Annotated in this window: 21 protein-coding genes; 15 read left to right on the top strand and 6 right to left on the bottom strand. The window is 40.5% G+C overall.

The window, feature by feature from the left end:
* Nucleotides 1–245 precede the first annotated feature (245 nt).
* The 5 genes from lexA to PNIG_RS15780 all read left to right on the top strand — a co-directional run bounded on the left by lexA (nucleotide 246) and on the right by PNIG_RS15780 (nucleotide 5,500).
* The gene (lexA, locus tag PNIG_RS15800) at nucleotides 246–863 is read left to right on the top strand and encodes a transcriptional repressor LexA (protein ID WP_041454613.1); all 618 of its coding nucleotides are present in this window, start codon (nucleotides 246–248) and stop codon (nucleotides 861–863) included.
* 466 nt (nucleotides 864–1,329) lie between these two features.
* A complete protein-coding gene (gene coxB / locus PNIG_RS15795; RefSeq protein WP_011329500.1) occupies nucleotides 1,330–2,472 on the top strand; it encodes a cytochrome c oxidase subunit II in 1,143 nt (380 codons plus the stop codon).
* A complete protein-coding gene (ctaD, locus tag PNIG_RS15790) occupies nucleotides 2,472–4,064 on the top strand; it encodes a cytochrome c oxidase subunit I (protein WP_011329499.1) in 1,593 nt (530 codons plus the stop codon). The genes coxB and ctaD overlap by 1 nt, the downstream gene beginning before the upstream one ends.
* Nucleotides 4,064–4,594, top strand: coding sequence for a cytochrome c oxidase assembly protein (locus PNIG_RS15785; RefSeq protein WP_086997121.1), 531 nt, complete (start codon nucleotides 4,064–4,066; stop codon nucleotides 4,592–4,594). The genes ctaD and PNIG_RS15785 overlap by 1 nt, the downstream gene beginning before the upstream one ends.
* 30 nt (nucleotides 4,595–4,624) lie before the next feature.
* The gene (locus tag PNIG_RS15780) at nucleotides 4,625–5,500 is read left to right on the top strand and encodes a cytochrome c oxidase subunit 3 (RefSeq protein WP_011329497.1); all 876 of its coding nucleotides are present in this window, start codon (nucleotides 4,625–4,627) and stop codon (nucleotides 5,498–5,500) included.
* Here the strand turns inward: PNIG_RS15780 and PNIG_RS15775 are convergent.
* Nucleotides 5,478–5,708 (bottom strand): DUF2909 family protein, encoded by a 231-nt coding sequence (locus tag PNIG_RS15775; RefSeq protein ID WP_050754475.1) that lies wholly within the window; start codon nucleotides 5,706–5,708, stop codon nucleotides 5,478–5,480. The two genes, PNIG_RS15780 and PNIG_RS15775, sit on opposite strands and share 23 nt — an antisense overlap.
* A 17-nt stretch (nucleotides 5,709–5,725) precedes the next feature.
* Between PNIG_RS15775 and PNIG_RS15770 the strand changes: the two genes are divergently transcribed.
* Genes PNIG_RS15770 through PNIG_RS15750 form a run of 5 tightly spaced genes read left to right on the top strand, consistent with a single transcriptional unit; the run spans nucleotide 5,726 to nucleotide 9,537 of the window.
* A complete protein-coding gene (locus tag PNIG_RS15770) occupies nucleotides 5,726–6,466 on the top strand; it encodes an SURF1 family protein (protein WP_089368860.1) in 741 nt (246 codons plus the stop codon).
* On the top strand, nucleotides 6,456–6,950 hold the full coding sequence (locus PNIG_RS15765; protein WP_086997112.1) for a transmembrane cytochrome oxidase associated protein: 495 nt from the start codon (nucleotides 6,456–6,458) through the stop codon (nucleotides 6,948–6,950). Before PNIG_RS15770 ends, PNIG_RS15765 begins: the two co-directional genes overlap by 11 nt.
* A 13-nt stretch (nucleotides 6,951–6,963) precedes the next feature.
* Nucleotides 6,964–7,953, top strand: a complete 990-nt coding sequence (locus PNIG_RS15760) for a COX15/CtaA family protein (RefSeq protein ID WP_089368859.1) — start codon at nucleotides 6,964–6,966, stop codon at nucleotides 7,951–7,953.
* A gap of 40 nt (nucleotides 7,954–7,993) precedes the next feature.
* On the top strand, nucleotides 7,994–8,923 hold the full coding sequence (gene cyoE, locus PNIG_RS15755; protein ID WP_011329493.1) for a heme o synthase: 930 nt from the start codon (nucleotides 7,994–7,996) through the stop codon (nucleotides 8,921–8,923).
* Complete coding sequence (locus tag PNIG_RS15750; protein WP_089368858.1) at nucleotides 8,920–9,537, top strand: SCO family protein; 618 nt, start codon at nucleotides 8,920–8,922, stop codon at nucleotides 9,535–9,537. Before cyoE ends, PNIG_RS15750 begins: the two co-directional genes overlap by 4 nt.
* Before the next feature lie 60 nt (nucleotides 9,538–9,597).
* On the opposite strand, the gene PNIG_RS15745 is transcribed toward PNIG_RS15750, so the two are convergent.
* Nucleotides 9,598–10,623 carry a polysaccharide deacetylase family protein gene (locus tag PNIG_RS15745; RefSeq protein ID WP_011329491.1) on the bottom strand — a complete coding sequence of 342 codons (1,026 nt, stop codon included), beginning with the start codon at nucleotides 10,621–10,623 and terminating at the stop codon, nucleotides 9,598–9,600.
* Between the two features lie 42 nt (nucleotides 10,624–10,665).
* Here PNIG_RS15745 and PNIG_RS15740 point away from each other — a divergent pair, with 42 nt between their 5' ends.
* Entirely contained in the window at nucleotides 10,666–11,937 is a 1,272-nt protein-coding gene (locus tag PNIG_RS15740) for an MATE family efflux transporter (protein WP_089368991.1), read from the top strand.
* Nucleotides 11,938–11,951: 14 nt separating this feature from the next.
* On the opposite strand, the gene PNIG_RS15735 is transcribed toward PNIG_RS15740, so the two are convergent.
* Nucleotides 11,952–12,221 carry a hypothetical protein gene (locus tag PNIG_RS15735; RefSeq protein WP_011329489.1) on the bottom strand — a complete coding sequence of 90 codons (270 nt, stop codon included), beginning with the start codon at nucleotides 12,219–12,221 and terminating at the stop codon, nucleotides 11,952–11,954.
* A gap of 12 nt (nucleotides 12,222–12,233) precedes the next feature.
* Nucleotides 12,234–12,809, bottom strand: a complete 576-nt coding sequence (gene nfuA, locus PNIG_RS15730; protein ID WP_011329488.1) for a Fe-S biogenesis protein NfuA — start codon at nucleotides 12,807–12,809, stop codon at nucleotides 12,234–12,236.
* Between the two features lie 179 nt (nucleotides 12,810–12,988).
* On the opposite strand from nfuA, the gene PNIG_RS15725 reads away from it, so the two are divergent.
* The gene (locus tag PNIG_RS15725; protein ID WP_089368990.1) at nucleotides 12,989–15,520 is read left to right on the top strand and encodes a M14 metallopeptidase family protein; all 2,532 of its coding nucleotides are present in this window, start codon (nucleotides 12,989–12,991) and stop codon (nucleotides 15,518–15,520) included.
* An 11-nt stretch (nucleotides 15,521–15,531) separates the two neighbouring features.
* On the opposite strand, the gene PNIG_RS15720 is transcribed toward PNIG_RS15725, so the two are convergent.
* The gene (locus PNIG_RS15720; protein WP_011329486.1) at nucleotides 15,532–16,209 is read right to left on the bottom strand and encodes a ComF family protein; all 678 of its coding nucleotides are present in this window, start codon (nucleotides 16,207–16,209) and stop codon (nucleotides 15,532–15,534) included.
* A 74-nt stretch (nucleotides 16,210–16,283) separates the two neighbouring features.
* Between PNIG_RS15720 and bioH the strand changes: the two genes are divergently transcribed.
* From bioH to PNIG_RS15705, 3 genes are all read left to right on the top strand, one after another.
* A complete protein-coding gene (bioH, locus tag PNIG_RS15715) occupies nucleotides 16,284–17,021 on the top strand; it encodes a pimeloyl-ACP methyl ester esterase BioH (protein ID WP_011329485.1) in 738 nt (245 codons plus the stop codon).
* A 90-nt stretch (nucleotides 17,022–17,111) separates the two neighbouring features.
* Complete coding sequence (locus tag PNIG_RS15710) at nucleotides 17,112–17,420, top strand: hypothetical protein (protein ID WP_011329484.1); 309 nt, start codon at nucleotides 17,112–17,114, stop codon at nucleotides 17,418–17,420.
* Nucleotides 17,421–17,425: 5 nt separating this feature from the next.
* A complete protein-coding gene (locus PNIG_RS15705) occupies nucleotides 17,426–18,298 on the top strand; it encodes a putative metalloprotease CJM1_0395 family protein (protein ID WP_089368857.1) in 873 nt (290 codons plus the stop codon).
* A 312-nt stretch (nucleotides 18,299–18,610) separates the two neighbouring features.
* On the opposite strand, the gene PNIG_RS15700 is transcribed toward PNIG_RS15705, so the two are convergent.
* Entirely contained in the window at nucleotides 18,611–20,935 is a 2,325-nt protein-coding gene (locus tag PNIG_RS15700) for a Tex family protein (protein WP_089368856.1), read from the bottom strand.
* Between the last annotated feature and the right edge of the window lie 19 nt (nucleotides 20,936–20,954).

Below are 20,954 nucleotides of genomic sequence, written 5' to 3'. Positions count from 1 at the left end.
GGCCCATTACAAAAACGATAGTTAACTAATTTTTAATAACAGCAACAACTTAGTAGTTATGTAATTAATGTAACGTAAAACTAACACTATCGTGATCTGCGTAATTTTATCTGTAATTTACTTGGTAATTTTAAGCTTAGACCAATGCCACCTTTGGCAGCAAAGGCGAGGAGTAATTTAAATTTGCGATTTTCAGATAACTGTATATACTCACAGTTAAATGTACTGTATGGAAAACCAGTTGTATGCGACCATTAACTAACCGCCAAGCGCAAATACTCGAACTTATTAAAGTGTTTATTAAAGACACTGGTATGCCTCCTACACGCGCAGAAATTGCACAAACATTAGGCTTTAAAAGTGCTAATGCAGCAGAAGAGCATTTAAAAGCGCTGGCTAAAAAAGGCGCTATTAAAATGAAACCAGGCGCTAGCCGTGGTATTCAACTTATTGAAGAAGATGAACCAGAACAACTTGGTTTACCGTTAATAGGCCGTGTAGCTGCCGGCGAACCTATTTTGGCGCAACAACATGTTGAGAGCCATTGTAAAATTGACCCGTTAATGTTTAAACCCGCTGCCGATTTTTTATTGCGTGTAAATGGTATGAGCATGCGAGATATTGGTATTATGGATGGTGATTTACTGGCTGTTCATCGCACTCAAGTTGCCGAAAATGGCCAAGTTATTGTTGCCCGCGTTGATGACGATGTAACGGTAAAACGCTTAGAAAAAGCAGGCAAAAAAGTATTATTGCATGCTGAAAATAAAGAATTTTCGTCGATAGAAGTGGATCTTGAAAACGAATCTTTTAATATTGAAGGCTTAGCTGTTGGGGTTATTCGTAATGCTGACTGGATGTGACAATTAAGCTGTTATAGCTATGTAAAATATCGGCATAATTTAATAGCTCAGATAATTAATGCGCACTTTTTAGTGCGCTTTTTTTTGCCTTTTTTTTGTGAAAATTCCGCTGCAATGAAAAAATTATATTAAGTTTATGTTTTTTATCATTTAAGTATTTAATACTCGTTATCGCTGTCTTTTTATTTGTAACCCTTGCTGTTGCTCACTTCCTGCTTAGAACAAAATTAAATAAATCCCATATTTACGCTAATCCCCTAATATTATTTGATTATTTTTCAAACTAAAACTTGCTAGTTGTTCAATTATTAACTAATTGTTAATGGGCTGGACTAACAATAACTCACAGCTTTAGTTTTGAGAAAATATATTTATATATCCGGCAGCAATACAAAAATAACAAATTGGCATTTAAAGCTTATGTCTTTTTGTTTTGCACTCGCAACAGTATTAAAGGAGCTGTCACATGGGTAAATTGAGCTCTACCTTGTGGCTTATATTGTTTGTTTTTCCGCAGTTAGCATTGGCAAATAGCCAATATAATATGCGCAAAGGCGTAACCGATATAAGTAATAATGTTTATCAACTACACATGACCATATTTTTAATATGCTGTGTAATAGGCGTGATTGTATTTGCCGTTATGTTTTGGGCACTTATTCATCATCGTAAATCTAAAGGAGCAGTTGCTGCTCAATTTCACGAAAGTACCAAAGTAGAAATACTCTGGACAGCAATTCCATTTGTTATTTTAATAGCAATGGCAGTCCCCGCAACTAAAACATTAATAGCGATGGAAGATGCCAGTAAAGCGGATATCACTATTAAAGTAACTGGTTCACAATGGAAATGGCATTACGAATATATGGGGGAAGATGTTGAGTTTTACTCAATACTTGCCACACCGCAAAATGAAATTGCTAACCTAGCCGATAAAAACCCCAACTATTTACTTGAGGTAGATAAGCCTCTGGTATTACCGATCAATAAAAAAGTACGCTTTTTAATGACCTCCGACGATGTTATTCATTCTTGGTGGGTGCCCGATTTTGCTATTAAAAAAGATGCAAACCCGGGGTTTATTAACGAAACGTGGACCAACATAAACGAAGTCGGTATTTATCGCGGTCAGTGTGCTGAGCTATGCGGTAAAGATCATGGCTTTATGCCAGTGGTAGTAGAGGCTAAGTCAGAGGCCGATTTTAAAGTTTGGCTAGCAGATGCTAAACAAGCAAAGCAAAAAGCAGCAGCAGCAGATGCTGCATTACTTGACCAAACACTCCCTAAAGAAGAATTAATGACTTTGGGTGAGCAAGTGTATATGGCCAATTGTGCTGCATGTCATCAGCCCACAGGGTTAGGTTTGCCAGGCGTTTTTCCTGCACTTAAAGGCAGCCCGATAGTGCTTGGCGATATAAAAGACCACATTGATATTGTTATTCACGGAAGCCCCGGCACAGCCATGCAAGCCTTTGCTAAACAGCTCTCTATAAAGCAATTAGCAGCGGTAATTACTTATAAGCGTAATGCATGGGGTAATGATACCGGTGATGTAATTCAACCAAGTGAAATACAGGCAGCACTTGATGCCGATGGGGAGGCGAACTAATGAGTAGCATAGTAGAACAACCTGACATTAATGAAGCTCACCACGCTCATCATCCTGCTAAAGGCTTTAAGCGCTGGTTATATACCACAAATCATAAAGATATAGGTAGCTTGTACTTAATTTTTTCGCTAACTATGTTTTTTATTGGTGGTGCTATGGCTATGGTGATCCGCGCTGAGTTATTTCAGCCAGGATTGCAATTAGTCGATCCTCACTTTTTTAATCAAATGACCACGGTTCATGGGTTGATTATGGTATTTGGTGCCGTTATGCCGGCCTTTACTGGCTTAGCTAACTGGATGGTGCCATTAATGATTGGCGCGCCTGATATGGCCTTACCCCGAATGAATAACTGGAGTTTTTGGATTTTACCATTCGCGTTTTTAATTTTATTATCATCGCTATTAATGCCCGGTGGCGGTCCTGCGTTTGGTTGGACTTTTTATGCGCCGCTGTCCACAACCTACAGTAATGACAATACCGCCATGTTTGTATTTGCTGTGCATATTATGGGTATTAGCTCCATTATGGGGGCAATTAATGTAATTGTAACCATAGTTAACTTGCGTGCCCCAGGCATGACTTGGATGAAGGTCCCTATGTTTGTATGGACTTGGCTGATAACGGCATTTTTATTAATTGCGGTTATGCCGGTACTCGCAGGTGCAGTGACCATGGTGCTCACCGATAAATACTTTGCAACCAGCTTTTTTGATGCAGCTGGTGGCGGTGATCCGGTGATGTTTCAGCACATATTTTGGTTTTTTGGCCACCCCGAAGTATACATAATGATTTTGCCGGCTTTTGGCATTATTTCTACTATAGTTCCTACCTTTTCGCGTAAAAAACTTTTTGGTTATTCCTCCATGGTATATGCCACGGCGTCAATTGCGTTGTTGAGTTTTACAGTGTGGGCGCATCATATGTTTACTACCGGTATGCCGGTGGCTGGCGAGCTATTTTTTATGTACGCGACTATGCTGATATCGGTGCCCACTGGAGTAAAAATATTTAATTGGGTAGCCACTATGTGGCGCGGTTCAATTACGTTTGAAGTCCCCATGCTGTTTAGTATTGCTTTTATTGTGTTGTTTACCTTAGGTGGTTTTTCGGGATTGATGCTGGCCATTACACCGGCTGATTTTCAGTACCATGATACCTACTTTGTAGTGGCACATTTTCATTATGTACTGGTAACGGGAGCGGTGTTTTCTATTATGGCAGGCGCGTATTATTGGCTGCCTAAATGGACTGGCAATATGTATAACATAGCGCTGGCTAAATGGCATTTTTGGTTATCGCTGGTAAGCGTAAATGTATTGTTTTTTCCTATGCACTTTGTAGGGCTTGCAGGCATGCCACGCCGTATACCCGACTATGCGCTACAGTTTGCTGACTTTAACGCCATTATTAGTATTGGCGGCTTTGCCTTTGGATTATCGCAGTTGTTGTTTGTAGCTGTAGTGATTAAATGCGCACGCGGCGGCGACAAGGTTCCTGCAAAAGTGTGGGAAGGCGCAGAAGGACTGGAGTGGGAGGTAGATTCACCTGCTCCGTACCATACATTTTCAACACCACCGGAAATTAAATAATGATACACGCACCGCTACTTAAGCGCTTAGTTGTTATTTGCTTAGCCATGTTCGCATTTGCATTTGCGTTAGTGCCTTTGTATGACGTGTTTTGTGATATTACCGGCATTAACGGTAAGCCATCATTAGAGCAAGCAAAGCAAAGCACGCAAGTAATACAAAATCGCGAAATAAGTGTGAGCTTTACCACGCATGCACAAAGCGGTGCACCCTTTGCTGTGAAGTCTAAAGAGTACAGTGTTGCGGTAAAGCCCGGTGCTATGCGTGAGGTAATGTTTAGCGCCAAAAATAATAGTGACCAAGATAAAGTAATGCAGGCAGTGCCTTCGGTATCACCCGGTAGAGCAGCAAAATACTTACATAAAATAGCGTGTTTTTGTTTTGATCAACAGCCATTAAAAGCAGGTGAAGAACTAGAGTTTACGTTGCTTTTTTATGTTGATACCGCACTACCAAGTGACATTGAAGAGTTAACTTTATCTTATACGGTATTTGATATTAGTGAGCGGCTAGCAGCCAATAACAACTAGCCTAACTAGTGACAACCAGGAGCAAATAAAATGAAGCAAGAATATGAGCATTATTATGTACCAGATCAAAGCCCATGGCCGATTGTTGGCGCAGTAGCATTATTTTTTATTGCAGTAGGTGCAGCTCTAACCGTAATGAGTGCCGGTAAAGAAGGTGACAGTGGCATTTATATTTTGTACGCAGGTATAGCAGTACTGCTGTATATGTTGTTTAGCTGGTTTAAAAACGTGATTGATGAGGCCGGGAAAGGCTTATATTCAGCGCAAATGGACCGCTCTTTTCGACAAGGAATGAGTTGGTTTATTTTTTCTGAAGTAATGTTTTTTATGGCATTTTTTGGCGCACTTTTTTACGCCCGTATGCTTTCTGTGCCTTGGCTTGGTGGTGCCGATAACAATGCCATGACTAACGAAGTGCTTTGGCCTACATTTGAAGCTGTGTGGCCATTAATTACCACGCCAGGGGGCGACACTACCCAAGCTATGGGATGGCAAGGTCTACCGCTGATTAACACCTTAATTTTATTGACCTCATCAGTTACTTTGCATTTTGCCCATGTGGCAATAGAAAGTGATAAACGCGGCCAGTTAAAAGTGTTTTTAGGACTGACTATTTTATTGGGTGCAGTTTTTTTAGGCCTACAAGTAGAAGAATATATTCATGCGTATAACGATTTAAACTTAACATTAGATGCCGGTATTTATGGCAGCACGTTCTTTTTACTTACGGGTTTTCATGGCATGCATGTGACCTTAGGAACTATTATTTTATTGGTAGTATTTTTACGAATTTTAAAAGGACACTTTACTAAAGATAAGCACTTTGCTTTTCAAGCGGCGGCTTGGTACTGGCATTTTGTTGATGTAGTTTGGTTATGCTTATTTATATTTGTGTATGTGCTGTAGTTATTAAAGGGGCGTTATTGCCGCTAATAAAGCCAAGTTTTAGTGCGGCAATAACAACTATTAATACCACCACAGAAAATAATACGCGACGACCTAAAAAGTGAGACATAGGTCGTCCTTGGGTTTTTCCAGAGACCATAATAAATAAAGCGCGAAACAAGTTAAAAAGTATAAATAATAACAACAATACAATAAAAATTTTAATCATCACTAGGTTGACCCTTTATGCAGTTAATTAGATGGCGTGAACAAAAGTTTAGCTCAATAATCACCATTTGTATGGTGGTGATTGTAGTTTTGGTGTGTGTGCGTTTAGGTTTTTGGCAGTTAGAACGTGCGACACACAAACAACAGCAGTTAGCTTCTATTGCAACGCTGCAAACGCGCGGTGTAATGAGCTGGCAGCAAATGCTTAAACTACCTAGTAACTGGAATAAAACAGGATTGTTAGTTGAGTTAACAGGGCATTTTATTAACGATGAATATTGGCTTTTAGACAACCAAGTTTATAACGGGCAGGTGGGTTATGACTTACTGGCACTGTTAAAGCCAAATAACGAAACACATGCCATTTTGGTTAATTTAGGCTGGATAAAAGCTCCCCTATCGCGCGATACATTACCTAAAGTAACCCTACCTAAACACGCTTTTACGCTTACTGCTCAAATAAAAGAAAATAACCTCACTGCTTTTAGCCTCGAGAGTAAAACCAATAACATTGATTTACCAAAGCGAGTGCAAACAATTGAATTAAATAAGTTGAGCGAACAAAGCCAGCAATTATTAGTTAATTTTATGGCGTATCGCCAAGGTAGCGGCGATGCAATAGGTATACCTCACTATACCGCGGTTGTTATGAGCCCACAAAAACACCACGCTTATGCGGTGCAATGGTTTTTAATTGCGCTGGCGTGCGTTTTAGTGGCTATTTTTGCAAGTAAAAAAAGGACACATAATGAAAAATAACCCCCTTTTACTGTTTGTCATTTGCTGCGCTATTCCGCTAATTTTAGCGTACAGCGCGCTTAAATTAGATTGGTTACCTACCGCCATTACTAACAATGGTGAGTTTTTACAGCAACAGGTTAAATATGAAAATTGGCCGCAAAACAATCATAAGCAATGGACTATTGCCCTAAATTACTCCAATGGATGTACTACGCCTTGTAGTGAGCAATTAGCCGCACTAAATAATTTATACATAGCGCTAGGCAAAAACCAGAATAAAGTAGATGTCGCCGTGATAGGCGAAGTAAAAGCTGCCAACTCCCCGTGGAAAAGTATAGATGCGCAACCAAACTTACAACCGGCTAGTTTGTATTTAATCGACCATATGGGGCTTGTAGTGCTTGAGTATCCATTTAAAACACAGCCACAGGAAAATAGATTAGTACAAAAAGGACTATTAAAAGATCTAAAAAAATTACTGAGTTATTCTCGTTCGAGCTAAGTAGGAAGATGCCATGTATAAAAATTATAAAAACTGGGTATTAATAACGGGCTTATTGGCTTTGATAGTAGTGGCGTTGGGTGCTTATACTCGCTTAAGTGATGCCGGGTTGGGTTGCCCAGATTGGCCAGGATGTTATGGTTTTTTAACTGTACCCAAACATGAAGCCGATATAGCGCAAGCAGCACAAAGTTATCCCGATATGATGTTTGAAACCGCTAAAGCATGGAAAGAAATGATTCATCGCTACTTTGCCGGTACGCTAGGCTTGCTCATATTAGCCTTATTTGTATATGCTTTTTTAAAACGTCAATCGCCAACAACGCCAGTTAAATTACCATTACTACTGTTATTGTTAGTGATATTTCAGGCTGCATTAGGTATGTGGACGGTTACGATGAATTTACAGCCGTTAATAGTGATGGGCCACTTACTTGGTGGCTTTAGTATTTTAGCGCTGCTCACTTTATTATATTTACGATTAAACGCCAAGCCAATAATGGGGGGAGATGCAGGTGCAAGACGCTACTTTGGTTTAAGCCTAGTGGCGCTTAGCGTACTAATTATACAAATAGCATTAGGAGGTTGGTTGGCTGCAAATTACGCTGCTCCGCATTGTAATGGCTTGCCTTTATGTAGTAATGCCCAGCCATTTTCGCTTAGTAGTGTGTTTCAGCTCCCGCTTGAGCATGGTAACTACGAGTTTGGCGTCCTGTCGCAGCAAGCACGTATGTCGATTCATTTATTACACCGTATTTGGGCATTAGTTACTTGCATAGTATTGGCATTAATTATGTGGCGAATATACAGCCGTGCCTACTCGCAAAAAATAAAAAGCTGCGCCGTTAGCGTGTTAGTTGTCTTATTTTGCCAAATTGCTTTAGGCCTCGCAGTGGTGCATTGGCATATTCCGTTAAGTATGGCACTGGCACATAACTTAATGGCTGCCATACTGTTATTAACTTTAATTAGATTATGCTATTACCTCAAAGCACGAACTTAAAAGCACGAACCTAAAATTACAAATAGAAAGGAGCGTTGTTATGGCACTTACAATAGATAAAAAAGCAATACAACCTATAAATACACTACCGCTAATTACACGTAGTTATAATTTACTACAGGATTATTTAGCCATTAGTAAATTTAAAGTAGTCGCTATGTTGGTACTGACCGCGTGGGTTGGTTTGGCGCTAGCACCCGATGTAGGCAGAGGCATGGGTGTACAGTTTATAAGCTTACTTGGCATAGGATTGCTTTCAGCAGCAGCAGCGGTAATTAACCATGTTGTTGATAGCGAAATAGACAGCAAAATGGCGCGTACTCGTCATCGCCCTGTAGCTAAAGGCCGCTTAAGTAAGGCACATGCACTGAGTTTTGCAGCAATAATAGGTGTGGCAGGTTTTATTATGCTAATGCTATGGGCAAATACCCTTACCGCCATATTAACCTTATTTGCGCTGGTGGGTTATGCCTTTGTATACACCTCTTTTTTAAAGCGCGCTACACCACAAAATATTGTTATTGGTGGCCTTGCTGGCGCTATGCCACCCTTATTGGGTTGGGTGTCTGAAACAGGGCAAATGGCAGCTGCACCTTGGCTACTAGTGATGATTATTTTTACGTGGACCCCTCCACACTTTTGGGCCTTAGCTATAGCTCGTAAGAGCGATTACGCACGGGCTAAAATTCCTATGTTACCGGTTACGCATGGTATCGATTTTTCTAAAACCTGTGTGGTTGCTTACTCTGTGTTACTGGCAATTGTGTGTATATTTCCTTATTTGATAGGAATGTCGGGGTTAATTTATTTAATCGGCGCATCTGGATTAAATGCAGTCTTTATTTATAAAGCGATTAAATTAAAACTAGCCGCTAACGACGACACTGCTATGGATTTATTTCGCTTTTCAATTATTCATTTAATGGTACTCTTTATCATATTATTTATAGATAAATGGCTACTATTATGAAGCAATTATGGCTAGGGTTAGTTATTGTTTTAACACTGTTTTTATCGGCGTGCTCAGATGATAATGCACCGCCAGACGTTAATGCTTTAGTGTACGAGAATGCTAAACCTTTAGCCGACTTTAGTTTAGATGATCAACATGGCGAATTGGTTACTAAGCAGCAATTTTTAGGGCAATGGAATTTAGTGTTTTTAGGCTACACCAGCTGCCCCGATATTTGCCCGTTAACACTGGCTAAACTAAATGCGGTGTATAAAAATTTACGTAGTGATTACCCAGTGCAAATTTGGTTTGTATCGGTAGATCCCAAACGAGATACCCCAGCAAAACGCAAAGACTATATTGATTACTTTAATCCCGATTTTTTAGCGGTTTCGGGGGAGCACAAACACCTTTTTCCTATGGTGAGAGGGTTAGGCTTAATTTACGCTATTAGTGATAGTAGCGAGTCAGAGTATGCAGTTGATCATAGTGCTTCAGTGGCTATGGTCGATGGCAATGGGGCGGTAAGAGCAATATTTAAACCTGAATTTAAACAAGGTAGCGTGCCGTTAATAAACTCCAAAGAGTTAACTCAAGAATTTAAAAAAATAGCTGATTATTATAAAAACTAGTTATTTAAACAGTAAATTAAAAAGGAGCCCTAGGCTCCTTTTTTACTACTGTAATTAAAACTATTCAATAACCCAAGGCTGCGAAAACCAAAAATAGCTACCAGCATTGTTAATTGCAGGGGCGGTACAATTAAAGCGCGAACGACCTTTATTGAGCGCTTTAGGTGAGGTGACTTCTACTGTGTTTTTATTTATCCAGGTTAAATTAGCCTGGCCAACACTCGATACATAACAAGCAAACTGACTTTTATGAAAATCCCCCATAGTAAACTCAATAGTGAGTTTGGGTGGGTTTTGCGCCGTTACACTGTCTTCATAAGTGAGCGCGGTTATATTAAATGCGCGAGAATTCAATTTAGTGATCAGCGTATCTAATTTACTATAAAAGCCCGAAGCCGGAAAACGCGGTAAGCGACTAAAGTTAGAATCTTTATTTACAGCGCCAGAATGCTGACCTATACCAATAAAACCAAGCTCGGTTACTAGGGCTTGTAACTTATTGTTAAACTCGCCATACGGATAAGCTAAATATTTATAATCATGGCCAATTTCTGTTTTTATACGCTGCTGTGAATGTAGGATGTCTTGTTTAATGCGGGCTTGCCATTGTGCATCGCTTTCGTTTGCAAGCATATGGTGTAAGTAATCGTGTTGGCCACTATGATTGGCAATAAGTGCGCCTTTTTTTGCTAGCTCTTGGAGTTTATCCCAGCCCATTACATAGCCTTTACCTTCGTCTATTAGCTTAGGATTGACAAAAATTGTGTACGGATAGCCAAACTTTTCTAAAATTGGCGCTGCTTGCTCGTAATTATTGTTGTAACCATCATCGAAAGTAATAGCGACGGTTTTATCTGGTAAAGTGTGTTTTTGCTGCAACGCAGTTATCAGCTCATCTAAAGGAATAACATTAAAGTTATGCTCTTTTAAATAACTTAAGTGCTCAGTAAAAGTGCTCGCGCTAACACTGGTTACCGCCGGAAGGGTTTCACTAACGTGATGATACTGTAAAATAACGGCTGCTTGAGCGCGCAGTGAAATACTAATAAGGATAAATAATACTAAATGAAACAATTTCTTATACATAATAAAGCACACCATAAAAGCTTGTTGTTGTTAGCGGGTCCGATGATATTATCAAATATTACCGTCCCACTGTTAGGAATTGTTGATACTGCAGTAATTGGCCACTTAGGGAGCGCTCATTATTTAGCCGGTATTGCGCTGGGATCTGCGGTTATATCAATATTATTTTGGCTCGCAGGCTTTTTAAGAATGAGCACCACAGGGTTAGTGGCACAAGCTTATGGGCAAAACGATTTAACCCAATTGGCGGCGTTATTAAAACGCAGCTTAGTGCTTTCTTGCTTTGTTGCCGTATTGCTTATCGCCTTATCGCCTTTAATAAAACACGCCATTGCATTTTTATCGGCGGCCAATAGCGACGTGCTTACGCAAGCGTATCAGTATTTTAGTATTCGTATTTTTAGTGCGCCTGCGGCCTTATGTAATTTAGTACTATTAGGTTGGATGCTAGGTATGCATTATGGCCGTGGGCCGTTTTATTTATTATTAGTGACTAATATTACCAATATAGTGCTCGACATATATTTTGTTGTATACCTAGATTGGGCAGTAGCAGGCGCTGCATGGGCGTCACTTATTGCCGATTACACCGCGTTAGTTTTTGCCGTGGTGTTAGTTATTAAATTAGCTAAAAAACGCGGCATAAAACTAAGCGTACCAGGTTGGTTTAGCATTACAAAAATGACAAACCTACTAAGCTTAAACCGTGATATTTTTATTCGCTCATTTATTTTACAGCTCTGCTTTAGCTTTATGACCTTTTACGGCGCACGAATTGGCGAAACCACGCTAGCAGCAAATGCAGTATTACTTAACTTTTTAATGTTGGTAAGCTTTGCACTCGACGGTATTGCTTATGCCAGTGAGGCAAAAGTAGGGCATGCTAAAGGTCAACAAAGTGTAAAAAATATTGAGCTTTGGGTAAGAATAAGTGTGTTTTGGGGCGCGCTATTTGCCTTAGCATACAGTTTGTTTTTTGCTATATTTGGCCGCTATATTATTACGCTATTAACTAATGTGCCGGAAGTGATCACCACGGCTACGCTGTACTTGCCTTGGATTATAGCCTTGCCATTATTGGCAATGAGTTGCTTTTTATTTGATGGTGTATTTGTTGGACTTACCCGGGCAAAGGCAATGCGAAATAGTATGTTGCTCTCAGCAAGTGTTGGTTTTTTTGGTGTATTTGCAGTGTTTCATCAGTGGGAGAATAATGGTTTATGGTTAGCAATGAGCTGCTTTATGCTAATGCGAGGAGTAACATTAATAGTGAAATACCAAAAGTTAAAGGCAAATAATCAGTTATTAGATTAAGGTAATTTGGTGGCTTATTTCCATAGGTCGGGGTCGTGGTTTTTAGGCTCAATATTTTTAAGTACTTGTGAAAAGCGATTAGCAAAAATACCGCTGTAGCCCCAAGCAGCAAAAAACAAAGCTGGCACTAAAATAACAACGCCAATAATTTGCAAGCTGTAGTGACTGTAATAGCCTAAAAAAATAAATATCACGGCTAGCACAAACAGTGCTACGCCGCGAAAAAAACGCTTTAAGCTAAGCTTAGGGTTGCTCCCTAAGCTATATATAAGCGACTTTAGCATTAAAAATGCTTATTAATAGTAAGAATGATCGCCCGCTTGGTGCTCAGTAATATCGGCAACACCAGTGATCTCTTCAAACTTTTCGATCATCTCTTTTTCAATGCCTTCTTTTAACGTGACATCGATCATAGAACAACCATTACAACCACCGCCAAACTGTAATACAGCAATACCTGCAGCGGTAATTTCCACTAAGCTTACTTGGCCACCGTGGTTAGCAAGTTGTGGATTTACTTCGGTTTCTAGCATGTGTTGTACGCGTTCGTTTAACGATGCATCACCGCTAATTTTACGCGCTTTAGCATTAGGTGCTTTTAGTGTTAACTGAGTACCCATTTTGTCGGTAACAAAATCAATTTCAGCGTCTTCTAAAAAGGGTGCACTTTCTGCATCTACAACGCCGTCAAAACCATTAAAGTTTAGGCGAATATCGCTGTCTTCTACAGCGTCTTCTGGACAATAAGAAACACCACATTCCGCTTGTGATGTACCAGGGTTTACAACAAAAACACGAATGTTGGTTTGTTGTGCTTGATCTGCTAATAGTTTAGCAAAATGCGCTTGTGCTGTTTCGGAAATTGAAATCATAAGACCGTCTATACTTGACTAAATTACTCGGATACTGCATATCATACCCCGCTCATCGTGTTGCGGCTAGTGTTGAGCGTAAAAAGTTGGCATCTATTTTAAGCAATGCTAGCGTGCAAACAACAAACATTTTATGAGTAAATTATATGCGTATAATAATAAAAATAACATTAATGATAATGGTGGCAATACTGAGTTTTTCAACTCAAGCTAAACCATTGTCTTACTACTTTGCAGAGGATGTTGAGTTTGATCCAAGTATACCCACTCCAGAGCAAGTGCTTGGTTATCAAGTAGGTGAGTGGCATGTAAGGCACGATCAGTTGGTGCGTTATATGGAAATACTAGCACAAAAAAGTGATCGAATTAATTTTGAAGTAATAGGGCGCACGCACGAACAGCGACCATTAGTGATGCTGACTATTACCGCCGCCAATAAATTAAAAAATATAGAGCAAATTCGCCAAGCCCATTTAGCGCGTTTAACGCCTAGCAACACGCAATCACCAGAGCAGCCTGGTGTTGTATGGATGGGTTACAGCGTACATGGTAATGAGTCGTCGGGCAGTAATTCTGCATTGCTGGTGGCGTATTACTTAGCCGCAGCGCAAGGTAATGAAATAAATGAGTTATTAAATAATACCGTTATTTTACTCGACCCTTCACTTAATCCCGATGGTTTAGCTCGTTTTGCTAATTGGGCTAATAGTAATCGTGGTATGAACTTATCGTCAGACCCCGTTACCCGAGAACACGTGGAAAGCTGGCCAAGTAGCCGTACTAATCATTACTGGTTTGACTTAAACCGCGACTGGTTATTACTACAACACCCAGAATCGCGTGCGCGTATTGCAAAGTTTCATCAGTGGAAACCAAATATTTTAACCGACTTTCATGAAATGGGGCCAAACAGCAGTTACTTTTTTCAGCCCGGTATTCCATCGCGTAAACACCCGATTACGCCTGATGAAAATGTCAGCTTAACTAAAGCAATTGCAAATTATCATGCTAAAACATTAGACGAAAATAATGCGCTATACTTCACCGAAGAAAGCTTTGATGACTTTTATTACGGTAAAGGCTCAACTTACCCAGACGTAAATGGTGGCGTAGGTATTTTATTTGAACAAGCCAGTTCGCGCGGGCATATTCAAGAAACCGTAAATGGGCCTCTCAGCTTTGCTTTTACTATTAAAAACCAGCTGCTTACTAGTTTATCAACATTTAAAGCCGCGATAGACAACCGCCAAGCCTTACTCGATTACCAAGCTAAGTTTTATAACCAGGCGATAGATTTAGCAGCCGATGAAAGCTTTCAAGGTTATGTAGTTGCAGGTGCAGCCGATAACACCCGAGTTAACGACTTTTTAAGCATACTGCAACAGCACCAAATTAACGCTTACCCTTTAACAAAAGAGCTAAAAGCAGGTGGTGAAACTTATTCTAGCAATAGCTATTTTGTGCCTTTAGCACAGCCACAATACCGTTTAGTTAAAGCTATTTTTAGCGAACAAAAAAACTTTGCCGATAACACTTTTTACGATGTATCTGGCTGGACACTAGCGCATGCATTTAATTTACCCTTTGCTAAAGTAACCAGTAGCTGGGGATTAAAAGTTGCTGATAACGCATGGCAACAAGCCGCTACACCGCGCTTTGCACAACTTAATGAAGGGTATGCATTTGGCTTTTCGTGGGATGATACCTTGGCGCCAAAAATGCTCAATAGTTTACTGCAGCAAGGGGTAAAAGCCCGTGTTGCATTAAATTCATTAACGGCTAAGTCAGTAAACAGCGAAGAAGTAAATTTTGCAGCGGGGAGTATTATTATTCCTGCAGGGTTACAAACAAATAGTGATTGGATAGCACAACTTAATCAGGCGCAAAATGAGTTTGGCATTGCTATTAAGCCAATAACGTCAGGATTAACCAGTAAAGGTGCCGATTTAGGGTCACGCTCAATGGCGGTGCTTAGCGCTCCCAAAGTGCTGCTGTTAGGCGGTAAAGGGGTAAGCCAATATGAAGCTGGAGAAGTGTGGTACTACCTAGACCGTTTTGTGGGTGTTGCTCCAACCATTGTTGAGCTAGAGCGTTTGGGCTCAATTGAGCTAAGTAATTACAGCCATATTGTGCTGGCTCATGGTAACTACAGTGGTTTATCTGACGCTGATAAAGTGGCCATAAAAGGTTGGGTTAGAAAAGGCGGTGTTATTTGGGGTCACAAAGGCGGTGCTAAATTTTTAGCGGATCAGCAACTATTAAAAGCCAGCTACTTGTCTCGCAAAGAAGTAGCCAGTGCGTTTAAAACCGACGGTTTAAACTATGCTGATAAAGAGCATTTAGCTGGGCGTCAGCGTATTGCAGGCGCTATTTTTAATGCCCATGTAGATTTAACTCACCCACTTACCTTTTCATTACCACGTAATACGCTACCTGTATTTAAAAATAGCACTTGGTTGCTGGAGACCTCAGAGGCACCGTTTGTTAATGTGCTTACCTATACTGAGCAGCCATTACTTGCGGGCTTTACCGATGCTGTAAATGTTACTCAAGTTGCCGGCGCAGCAGGCTTAATTGCGCACTCTTACGGGCGTGGAGCAGTAATTGGTATGACCGACGATCCGGTGTTTAGAGGTTATTGGTACGGTACGAGTAGGTTACTTAGTAACGCATTGTTTTTTGGCCACACGTTTCGGGTAAGTGGCGACTAACTATTAAAATTTTAAATAGGCGTTAAGCAAGTGGTAAAAGCCCACACTTGTTTAGCGCCTGCCTGTTTTAAAGCCTGGGTGGCTGCATTAAGTGTAGCGCCTGTGGTCATAATATCATCAACAATTGCCACCGTTTTACCACTCATATCTGCAGTACATATAAATGCGTCTTTTAAATTTTTAACCCGCTTAGCTTTAGTTAGCTTAGATTGTGCGTGCGTTTTTTTATTACGTAACAGCGAATCACTAAGTAAATTAAAAGATGATAAACACGGTTGCCATACTTGTGTTACTTGATTAAAACCGCGCTGAAAAAATCGACTTTTATGCAGTGGTAATATAATAAAGGTATCGGGCAGCGGGTAATCAGGAGTAAAAAAAGTACTCAATTGTTTAGTAATAACTTGTTGTAATGCATTTTTATAATGTATTTGATTATTAAACTTAAGTTGCTTCAGCCATTGCTCAAAAGGGGGCTGGTAAAACGCACAGGAAAATAACTTATCAAATTCGCAGTTAGGAAACATTTCAATAATATCAGGGCGATATAGCAAGTTTTTTTGCTCGCTTAAATCAAATAATGGTAAATCTTCTAAGCAATACTCACACAAGCCCAGCGCGGCTGGGACTGGGCCTTGGCAAAGTACGCAATGCGACTCAAACAGCCAATTTATAAATGCGTGCTTCATCGGATAAATATACTCATTACAATCGCCTAGTTAAACGCTATTATAAACTTCAGTTTGGTTAAGGTTTGGCAAATATGCAAAATGAATTAGTGTTACTACATGGTTGGGGTATGAACAAAGGTGTATGGCAATTAGTGCAGCCAGAGCTAGCATTTATTCATAATAACAACGTACGCAGTATTGATTTACCTGGCTACGGTAGTAGTAAAACATGCCCAAACCCTTATACCTTACACAGCGCTGCAGCACTTTTAAGTGAGCAGTTAAAACCACACTCTATTTTAATGGGTTGGTCTTTAGGTGGGTTATTTGCACTATATATTGCTAAACATTGGCCCGAAAAAGTAGCTAAAGTGATACTTGTTGCTGCTAGCCCCTTTTTTGCAGAGCAAGCGCCGTGGCCGGGTATAAAAGCACAGGTTTTAACGCAATTTAAAGAGCAGCTTGTTAATCATGGTGAAAAAACCATAGAGCGATTTTTAGCTATTCAGGCAATGGGCAGCGAATCGGCTCGTGATGACGTAAAACAACTTAAACAATTGCTAAATCAATATAAAGCCCCTGAAAATGAGGCTTTGACTGCGGGTTTAGATATTTTACAAAATGAAGATTTACGAGCGCTATTTACTCATTGCCCTGTGCCTATAAGCGCTATATTTGGTCGTTTAGATGCACTTGTTCCTTATAGAGCAATTGCCCAAATGGCAGCACTTAATACTGAGTTTGAGTATGAAGTATTAGATAAAGCGTCACATGCTCCTTTTATTTCTCATAAAAATGAATTTATATCTGCCGTTAAATCAATGCTTTAAAATAGAGCGACGAATAGCGCTGGTTAAAGCTTTATTTTGCGCATTAGTTGAGCGATAATTAAACAATATTTATTTTAATGGAGATTTAATATGCCAATAGGATCTGCATTTAATAGTGGCCTAGAAGGGTTTAACCGAGCTAGCCAAGGAATTGAAAGAGCCAGCGCAGAAATTAACCGTGCCAGTATTGAACAACAAGACGATGCGCAACTAGCACAGCAGCGCCAACTTACGGCTGCTCGCTCAGAAGAAGCGGTTACTGCGCCAGTAGCAAAACCTGCCCGTATTGATGAAGCTTTGGTAAACTTAAAAGTTGAAGAGTTTAACGCTAAAGCGAATACGCAATCGATTCAAACTGCCGATGATGTGCTCGGCACATTAATTGATATAAACGTTTAAATATTATGAATATTGTCACGCCATTCCCGTCTATTAATATAAACACCGCAAATGTTTATACCGAAACTGCACGGCGTGATAATCAGTTGCGAGAAGTTATTCCCCCGCCAGCATCAAGTACGGCTAGTAGCACCGAAAATAAAGCCCAAAGTGATGCCGAAAAAGCTAAATTACCGGGTAACAGTGACCCAGCTACTTACGACGCGAAAGGAAAACTGGCCGGTGAAAAGTCTGTTGAGGCACGTGACGAAAGTTCAGGCAATTCAGATAATGCTGAGCAAGAAAACGAGCAAGAAAAAAACCAAACAACAGAACAAGAAGCAGCAAAAGAAGAGCAGCAGTTAGCGCAACAAGAACTACAAATTAAAGAGCTTAAAGCGCGTGATACCGAAGTGCGTGTGCACGAACAAGCGCATGCAGCAGTGGGTGGGCAACATGCGGGCTCGCCTAGTTATGAGTATCAGCGTGGCCCAGATGGCACTAATTACGCTTACGCTGTGGGTGGCGAAGTGCAAATAGATGTGGGGGCTATAAGTGGCGATCCACAAGCAACCATAGAAAAAATGCAAACAGTACGTGCAGCAGCACTTGCCCCAGCTCAACCATCGGGTGCAGATAGAGCAATTGCTGCCGATGCCACGCAAAAAATAGCCACCGCACAGGCTGAACTTGCAAGCCCAAAAAGTAATGAAGACGAAAAAACAACAAGTAAAGCAGCCGCTTCACTTTCAAGTAATGATAGCAGTGAAGAAAAAACAGCAAAAAGTGCAGAGCAAACGCGCGATACACAAGTTGAAGCACGCGCTGGGCGCATTGCTAATTTTTATCAAATGGCGACATCGCCCGCAAGCAACAGCGGTTTTTCAGCGCAAATATAGTTAACCTGAACTCTGGTTAAGAGATTTACTAACGTATTGAATTTATAATTATATTTAACTTTATTTTCTCTAGCCAGAGATTTTCAGTGAAAATAAGGCGAGTTTACGCGTCAATAGCTGGCCTATTGCAAGTAAATTCAACGCAGTTAGCGCTGAAAATAACTGCTTGAGATAGGTTTATTATCCGGAGATCAGGTTAGTTATGTAGCTTAAGCAATACTGAGCTTAAAGCTTTTATCAAAATACCCAAATAAAAAAACCGCTAACGCGGTTTTTTATTTTTAGCTAGATTTATTCGGAGCTATATAAGTATTACTTTTTCAGTTTAGCGTTAGCAAATGCATCAGCAAACGCATTGCCCATTAGCGCATTACCATTATCACGCTTTGGCTTAGCAGCTCTTGGCTGTGAGTTGTTGTTAGTGCGTGGCTTTTGCGCAGCAGGAGCTGCTGGCTTATTACTGGTATCAATGTCGTCATCTAGGCGCATGGTAAAGCTAATGCGTTTACGTGCGGCATCAACTTCAACTACTTTAACTTTTACAATGTCACCGGCTTTAACAACTTCACGCGGATCAGAGATAAACTTATTAGTAATTGATGAAATATGTACTAAACCATCTTGATGTACACCTACATCAACAAAAGCACCAAAATTAGCAACGTTAGATACAACACCTTCTAAAATCATTCCTGGTTTTAGATCGCTTATTTTTTCTACGCCGGCTTTAAATTCAGCAGTTTTAAACTCAGGGCGAGGATCGCGCCCTGGCTTATCAAGCTCGCTAATAATATCGGTAACGGTAGGTAAACCAAATTTATCGTCAATGTAGTCGTTAGCGGCTAACTTATTTAAAAAGTCGCTGTTACCCATTAAGCTATTTACATCAATGCTATTGTGCTCACAAATACGCTTAACAACAGGGTAAGCCTCAGGGTGAACAGATGAGTTATCTAGCGGATCGCTGCCGTTGTTAATACGTAAAAACCCTGCGGCTTGTTCAAACGCTTTTGGCCCTAAACGCTCTACTTTTTTAAGCTCACTGCGTTTTGCAAACGAACCATTAGCATCGCGGTAGTTAACAATATTTTGCGCTAAGGTTTTGTTTAAACCAGAAACGCGGGTTAGTAATGGCACCGAGGCCATATTTAAATCTACGCCTACAGAGTTTACACAGTCTTCTACTACTGAGATCAGGCTTTGCCCTAATTGGCTTTGCGATACATCGTGCTGATATTGACCTACACCTATGGCTTTAGGCTCAATTTTAACCAGCTCAGCTAGAGGGTCTTGTAAACGACGGGCAATAGAAACCGCGCCTCTTAGAGAAACGTCTAAATTAGGAAATTCATTAGCAGCAAGTTCTGAGGCAGAATAGACCGATGCACCCGCTTCGCTAACCATAATTTTATTAAGTTTAAGCTCGGCATTAGCTTTCATTAGTTCAGCAATTAACTTATCAGACTCGCGAGACGCGGTGCCATTACCAATCGCAATAAGCTCAACCTTATGTTGACGACAAAGTAGTTCTAAGGTGCGTACAGATTTTTCCCAGTGATTTTGTGGCGCATGTGGGAAAATAGTTTGTGTGGTTAAAAGTTTGCCAGTGCTATCTACAATCGCAATTTTACAACCGGTACGTAGACCAGGATCGAGCCCTAGAGTAGTACGCGGGCCAGCTGGTGCGGCCATGAGTAGGTCTTTTAAGTTTTTAGCAAATACATCAATTGCACCGGTTTCGGCTTTTTCGCGCATAGCCGCTAAAAATTCATTTTCTAAGTGTAAGCCTAGTTTAATTTTCCACGTCCACTGCACCACAGTTAATAGCCAGCTGCTAGCTGCTTGGTTTTTAATATCTAAGCGATAATGATCAGCTATCATTTGAGCACAAAGTTGCGCTGAATTTTCTGAGCTTGGTTCAGGATTAATATTAAGCTGTAAAATGCCTTCATTACGGGCTCTAAGCATAGCAAGCGCACGGTGCGAAGGTACTTTTTTAAGAGCCTCTTGATGCTCAAAGTAGTCACGATATTTAGCGCCAGCTTGTTCTTGGCCTTTAATTAAGCTGCTTTCAATAACCCCATTTTGACTAATGTAGCTTCTGAACTTCGCGAGTAACTTGGCGTCTTCGGCAAAACGCTCCATTAAAATAAACTTAGCACCTTCAAGGGCTGATTTTGTATCTGCTATGCCTTTATCGGCACTTACAAACTGCTCAGCTTGCTGCTCTGGATCTAGGTTGGCATCATTAAATAGTGCATTGGCAAGCGGCTCTAATCCCGCCTCTATTGCTATTTGCCCTTTGGTACGACGCTTTGCTTTATAAGGCAGGTATAAATCTTCAAGCTCAGTTTTACTTTGTGCAGCATTAATATCGGCGCTTAGCGCTGCAGTTAGTTTTTTTTGTGACTCTATAGTTGATAAAATAAAGCTACGGCGCTCTTCAAGCTCTCGTAAATACGACAACCTTTGCTCTAACAACCGCAGTTGCGTGTCGTCTAGTCCGCCGGTTACTTCTTTTCTGTAACGGGCAATAAAAGGAACCGTTGCGCCTTCATCAAGTAACTTTGTTGCTGCAACAACTTGTTGCTGTTGTGCGTTTAACTCACTGGCTAAACGTGCAGAGATATCGCTCATGCAAAAACCTTATAAAACA

Origin of the sequence: Pseudoalteromonas nigrifaciens, assembly GCF_002221505.1 — a bacterium.
Taxonomy (GTDB): Bacteria; Pseudomonadota; Gammaproteobacteria; order Enterobacterales; family Alteromonadaceae; genus Pseudoalteromonas; species Pseudoalteromonas nigrifaciens.
This window is presented reverse-complemented; position numbering and strand designations above follow the sequence as displayed.

Coding starts and splice junctions, on each gene's coding strand:
- PNIG_RS15785 (WP_086997121.1), top strand. CDS start 4,064: ATGATACACGCACCGCTACTTAAGCGCTTAGTTGTTATTTGCTTAGCC.
- ctaD (WP_011329499.1), top strand. CDS start 2,472: ATGAGTAGCATAGTAGAACAACCTGACATTAATGAAGCTCACCACGCT.
- PNIG_RS15765 (WP_086997112.1), top strand. CDS start 6,456: ATGAAAAATAACCCCCTTTTACTGTTTGTCATTTGCTGCGCTATTCCG.
- PNIG_RS15720 (WP_011329486.1), bottom strand. CDS start 16,209: ATGAAGCACGCATTTATAAATTGGCTGTTTGAGTCGCATTGCGTACTT.
- PNIG_RS15705 (WP_089368857.1), top strand. CDS start 17,426: ATGAATATTGTCACGCCATTCCCGTCTATTAATATAAACACCGCAAAT.
- PNIG_RS15745 (WP_011329491.1), bottom strand. CDS start 10,623: ATGTATAAGAAATTGTTTCATTTAGTATTATTTATCCTTATTAGTATT.
- PNIG_RS15710 (WP_011329484.1), top strand. CDS start 17,112: ATGCCAATAGGATCTGCATTTAATAGTGGCCTAGAAGGGTTTAACCGA.
- lexA (WP_041454613.1), top strand. CDS start 246: ATGCGACCATTAACTAACCGCCAAGCGCAAATACTCGAACTTATTAAA.
- PNIG_RS15725 (WP_089368990.1), top strand. CDS start 12,989: ATGGTGGCAATACTGAGTTTTTCAACTCAAGCTAAACCATTGTCTTAC.
- PNIG_RS15760 (WP_089368859.1), top strand. CDS start 6,964: ATGTATAAAAATTATAAAAACTGGGTATTAATAACGGGCTTATTGGCT.
- PNIG_RS15700 (WP_089368856.1), bottom strand. CDS start 20,935: ATGAGCGATATCTCTGCACGTTTAGCCAGTGAGTTAAACGCACAACAG.
- PNIG_RS15780 (WP_011329497.1), top strand. CDS start 4,625: ATGAAGCAAGAATATGAGCATTATTATGTACCAGATCAAAGCCCATGG.
- PNIG_RS15750 (WP_089368858.1), top strand. CDS start 8,920: ATGAAGCAATTATGGCTAGGGTTAGTTATTGTTTTAACACTGTTTTTA.
- PNIG_RS15770 (WP_089368860.1), top strand. CDS start 5,726: ATGCAGTTAATTAGATGGCGTGAACAAAAGTTTAGCTCAATAATCACC.
- nfuA (WP_011329488.1), bottom strand. CDS start 12,809: ATGATTTCAATTTCCGAAACAGCACAAGCGCATTTTGCTAAACTATTA.
- PNIG_RS15775 (WP_050754475.1), bottom strand. CDS start 5,708: ATGATTAAAATTTTTATTGTATTGTTGTTATTATTTATACTTTTTAAC.
- cyoE (WP_011329493.1), top strand. CDS start 7,994: ATGGCACTTACAATAGATAAAAAAGCAATACAACCTATAAATACACTA.
- coxB (WP_011329500.1), top strand. CDS start 1,330: ATGGGTAAATTGAGCTCTACCTTGTGGCTTATATTGTTTGTTTTTCCG.
- PNIG_RS15740 (WP_089368991.1), top strand. CDS start 10,666: ATGATATTATCAAATATTACCGTCCCACTGTTAGGAATTGTTGATACT.
- PNIG_RS15735 (WP_011329489.1), bottom strand. CDS start 12,221: ATGCTAAAGTCGCTTATATATAGCTTAGGGAGCAACCCTAAGCTTAGC.
- bioH (WP_011329485.1), top strand. CDS start 16,284: ATGCAAAATGAATTAGTGTTACTACATGGTTGGGGTATGAACAAAGGT.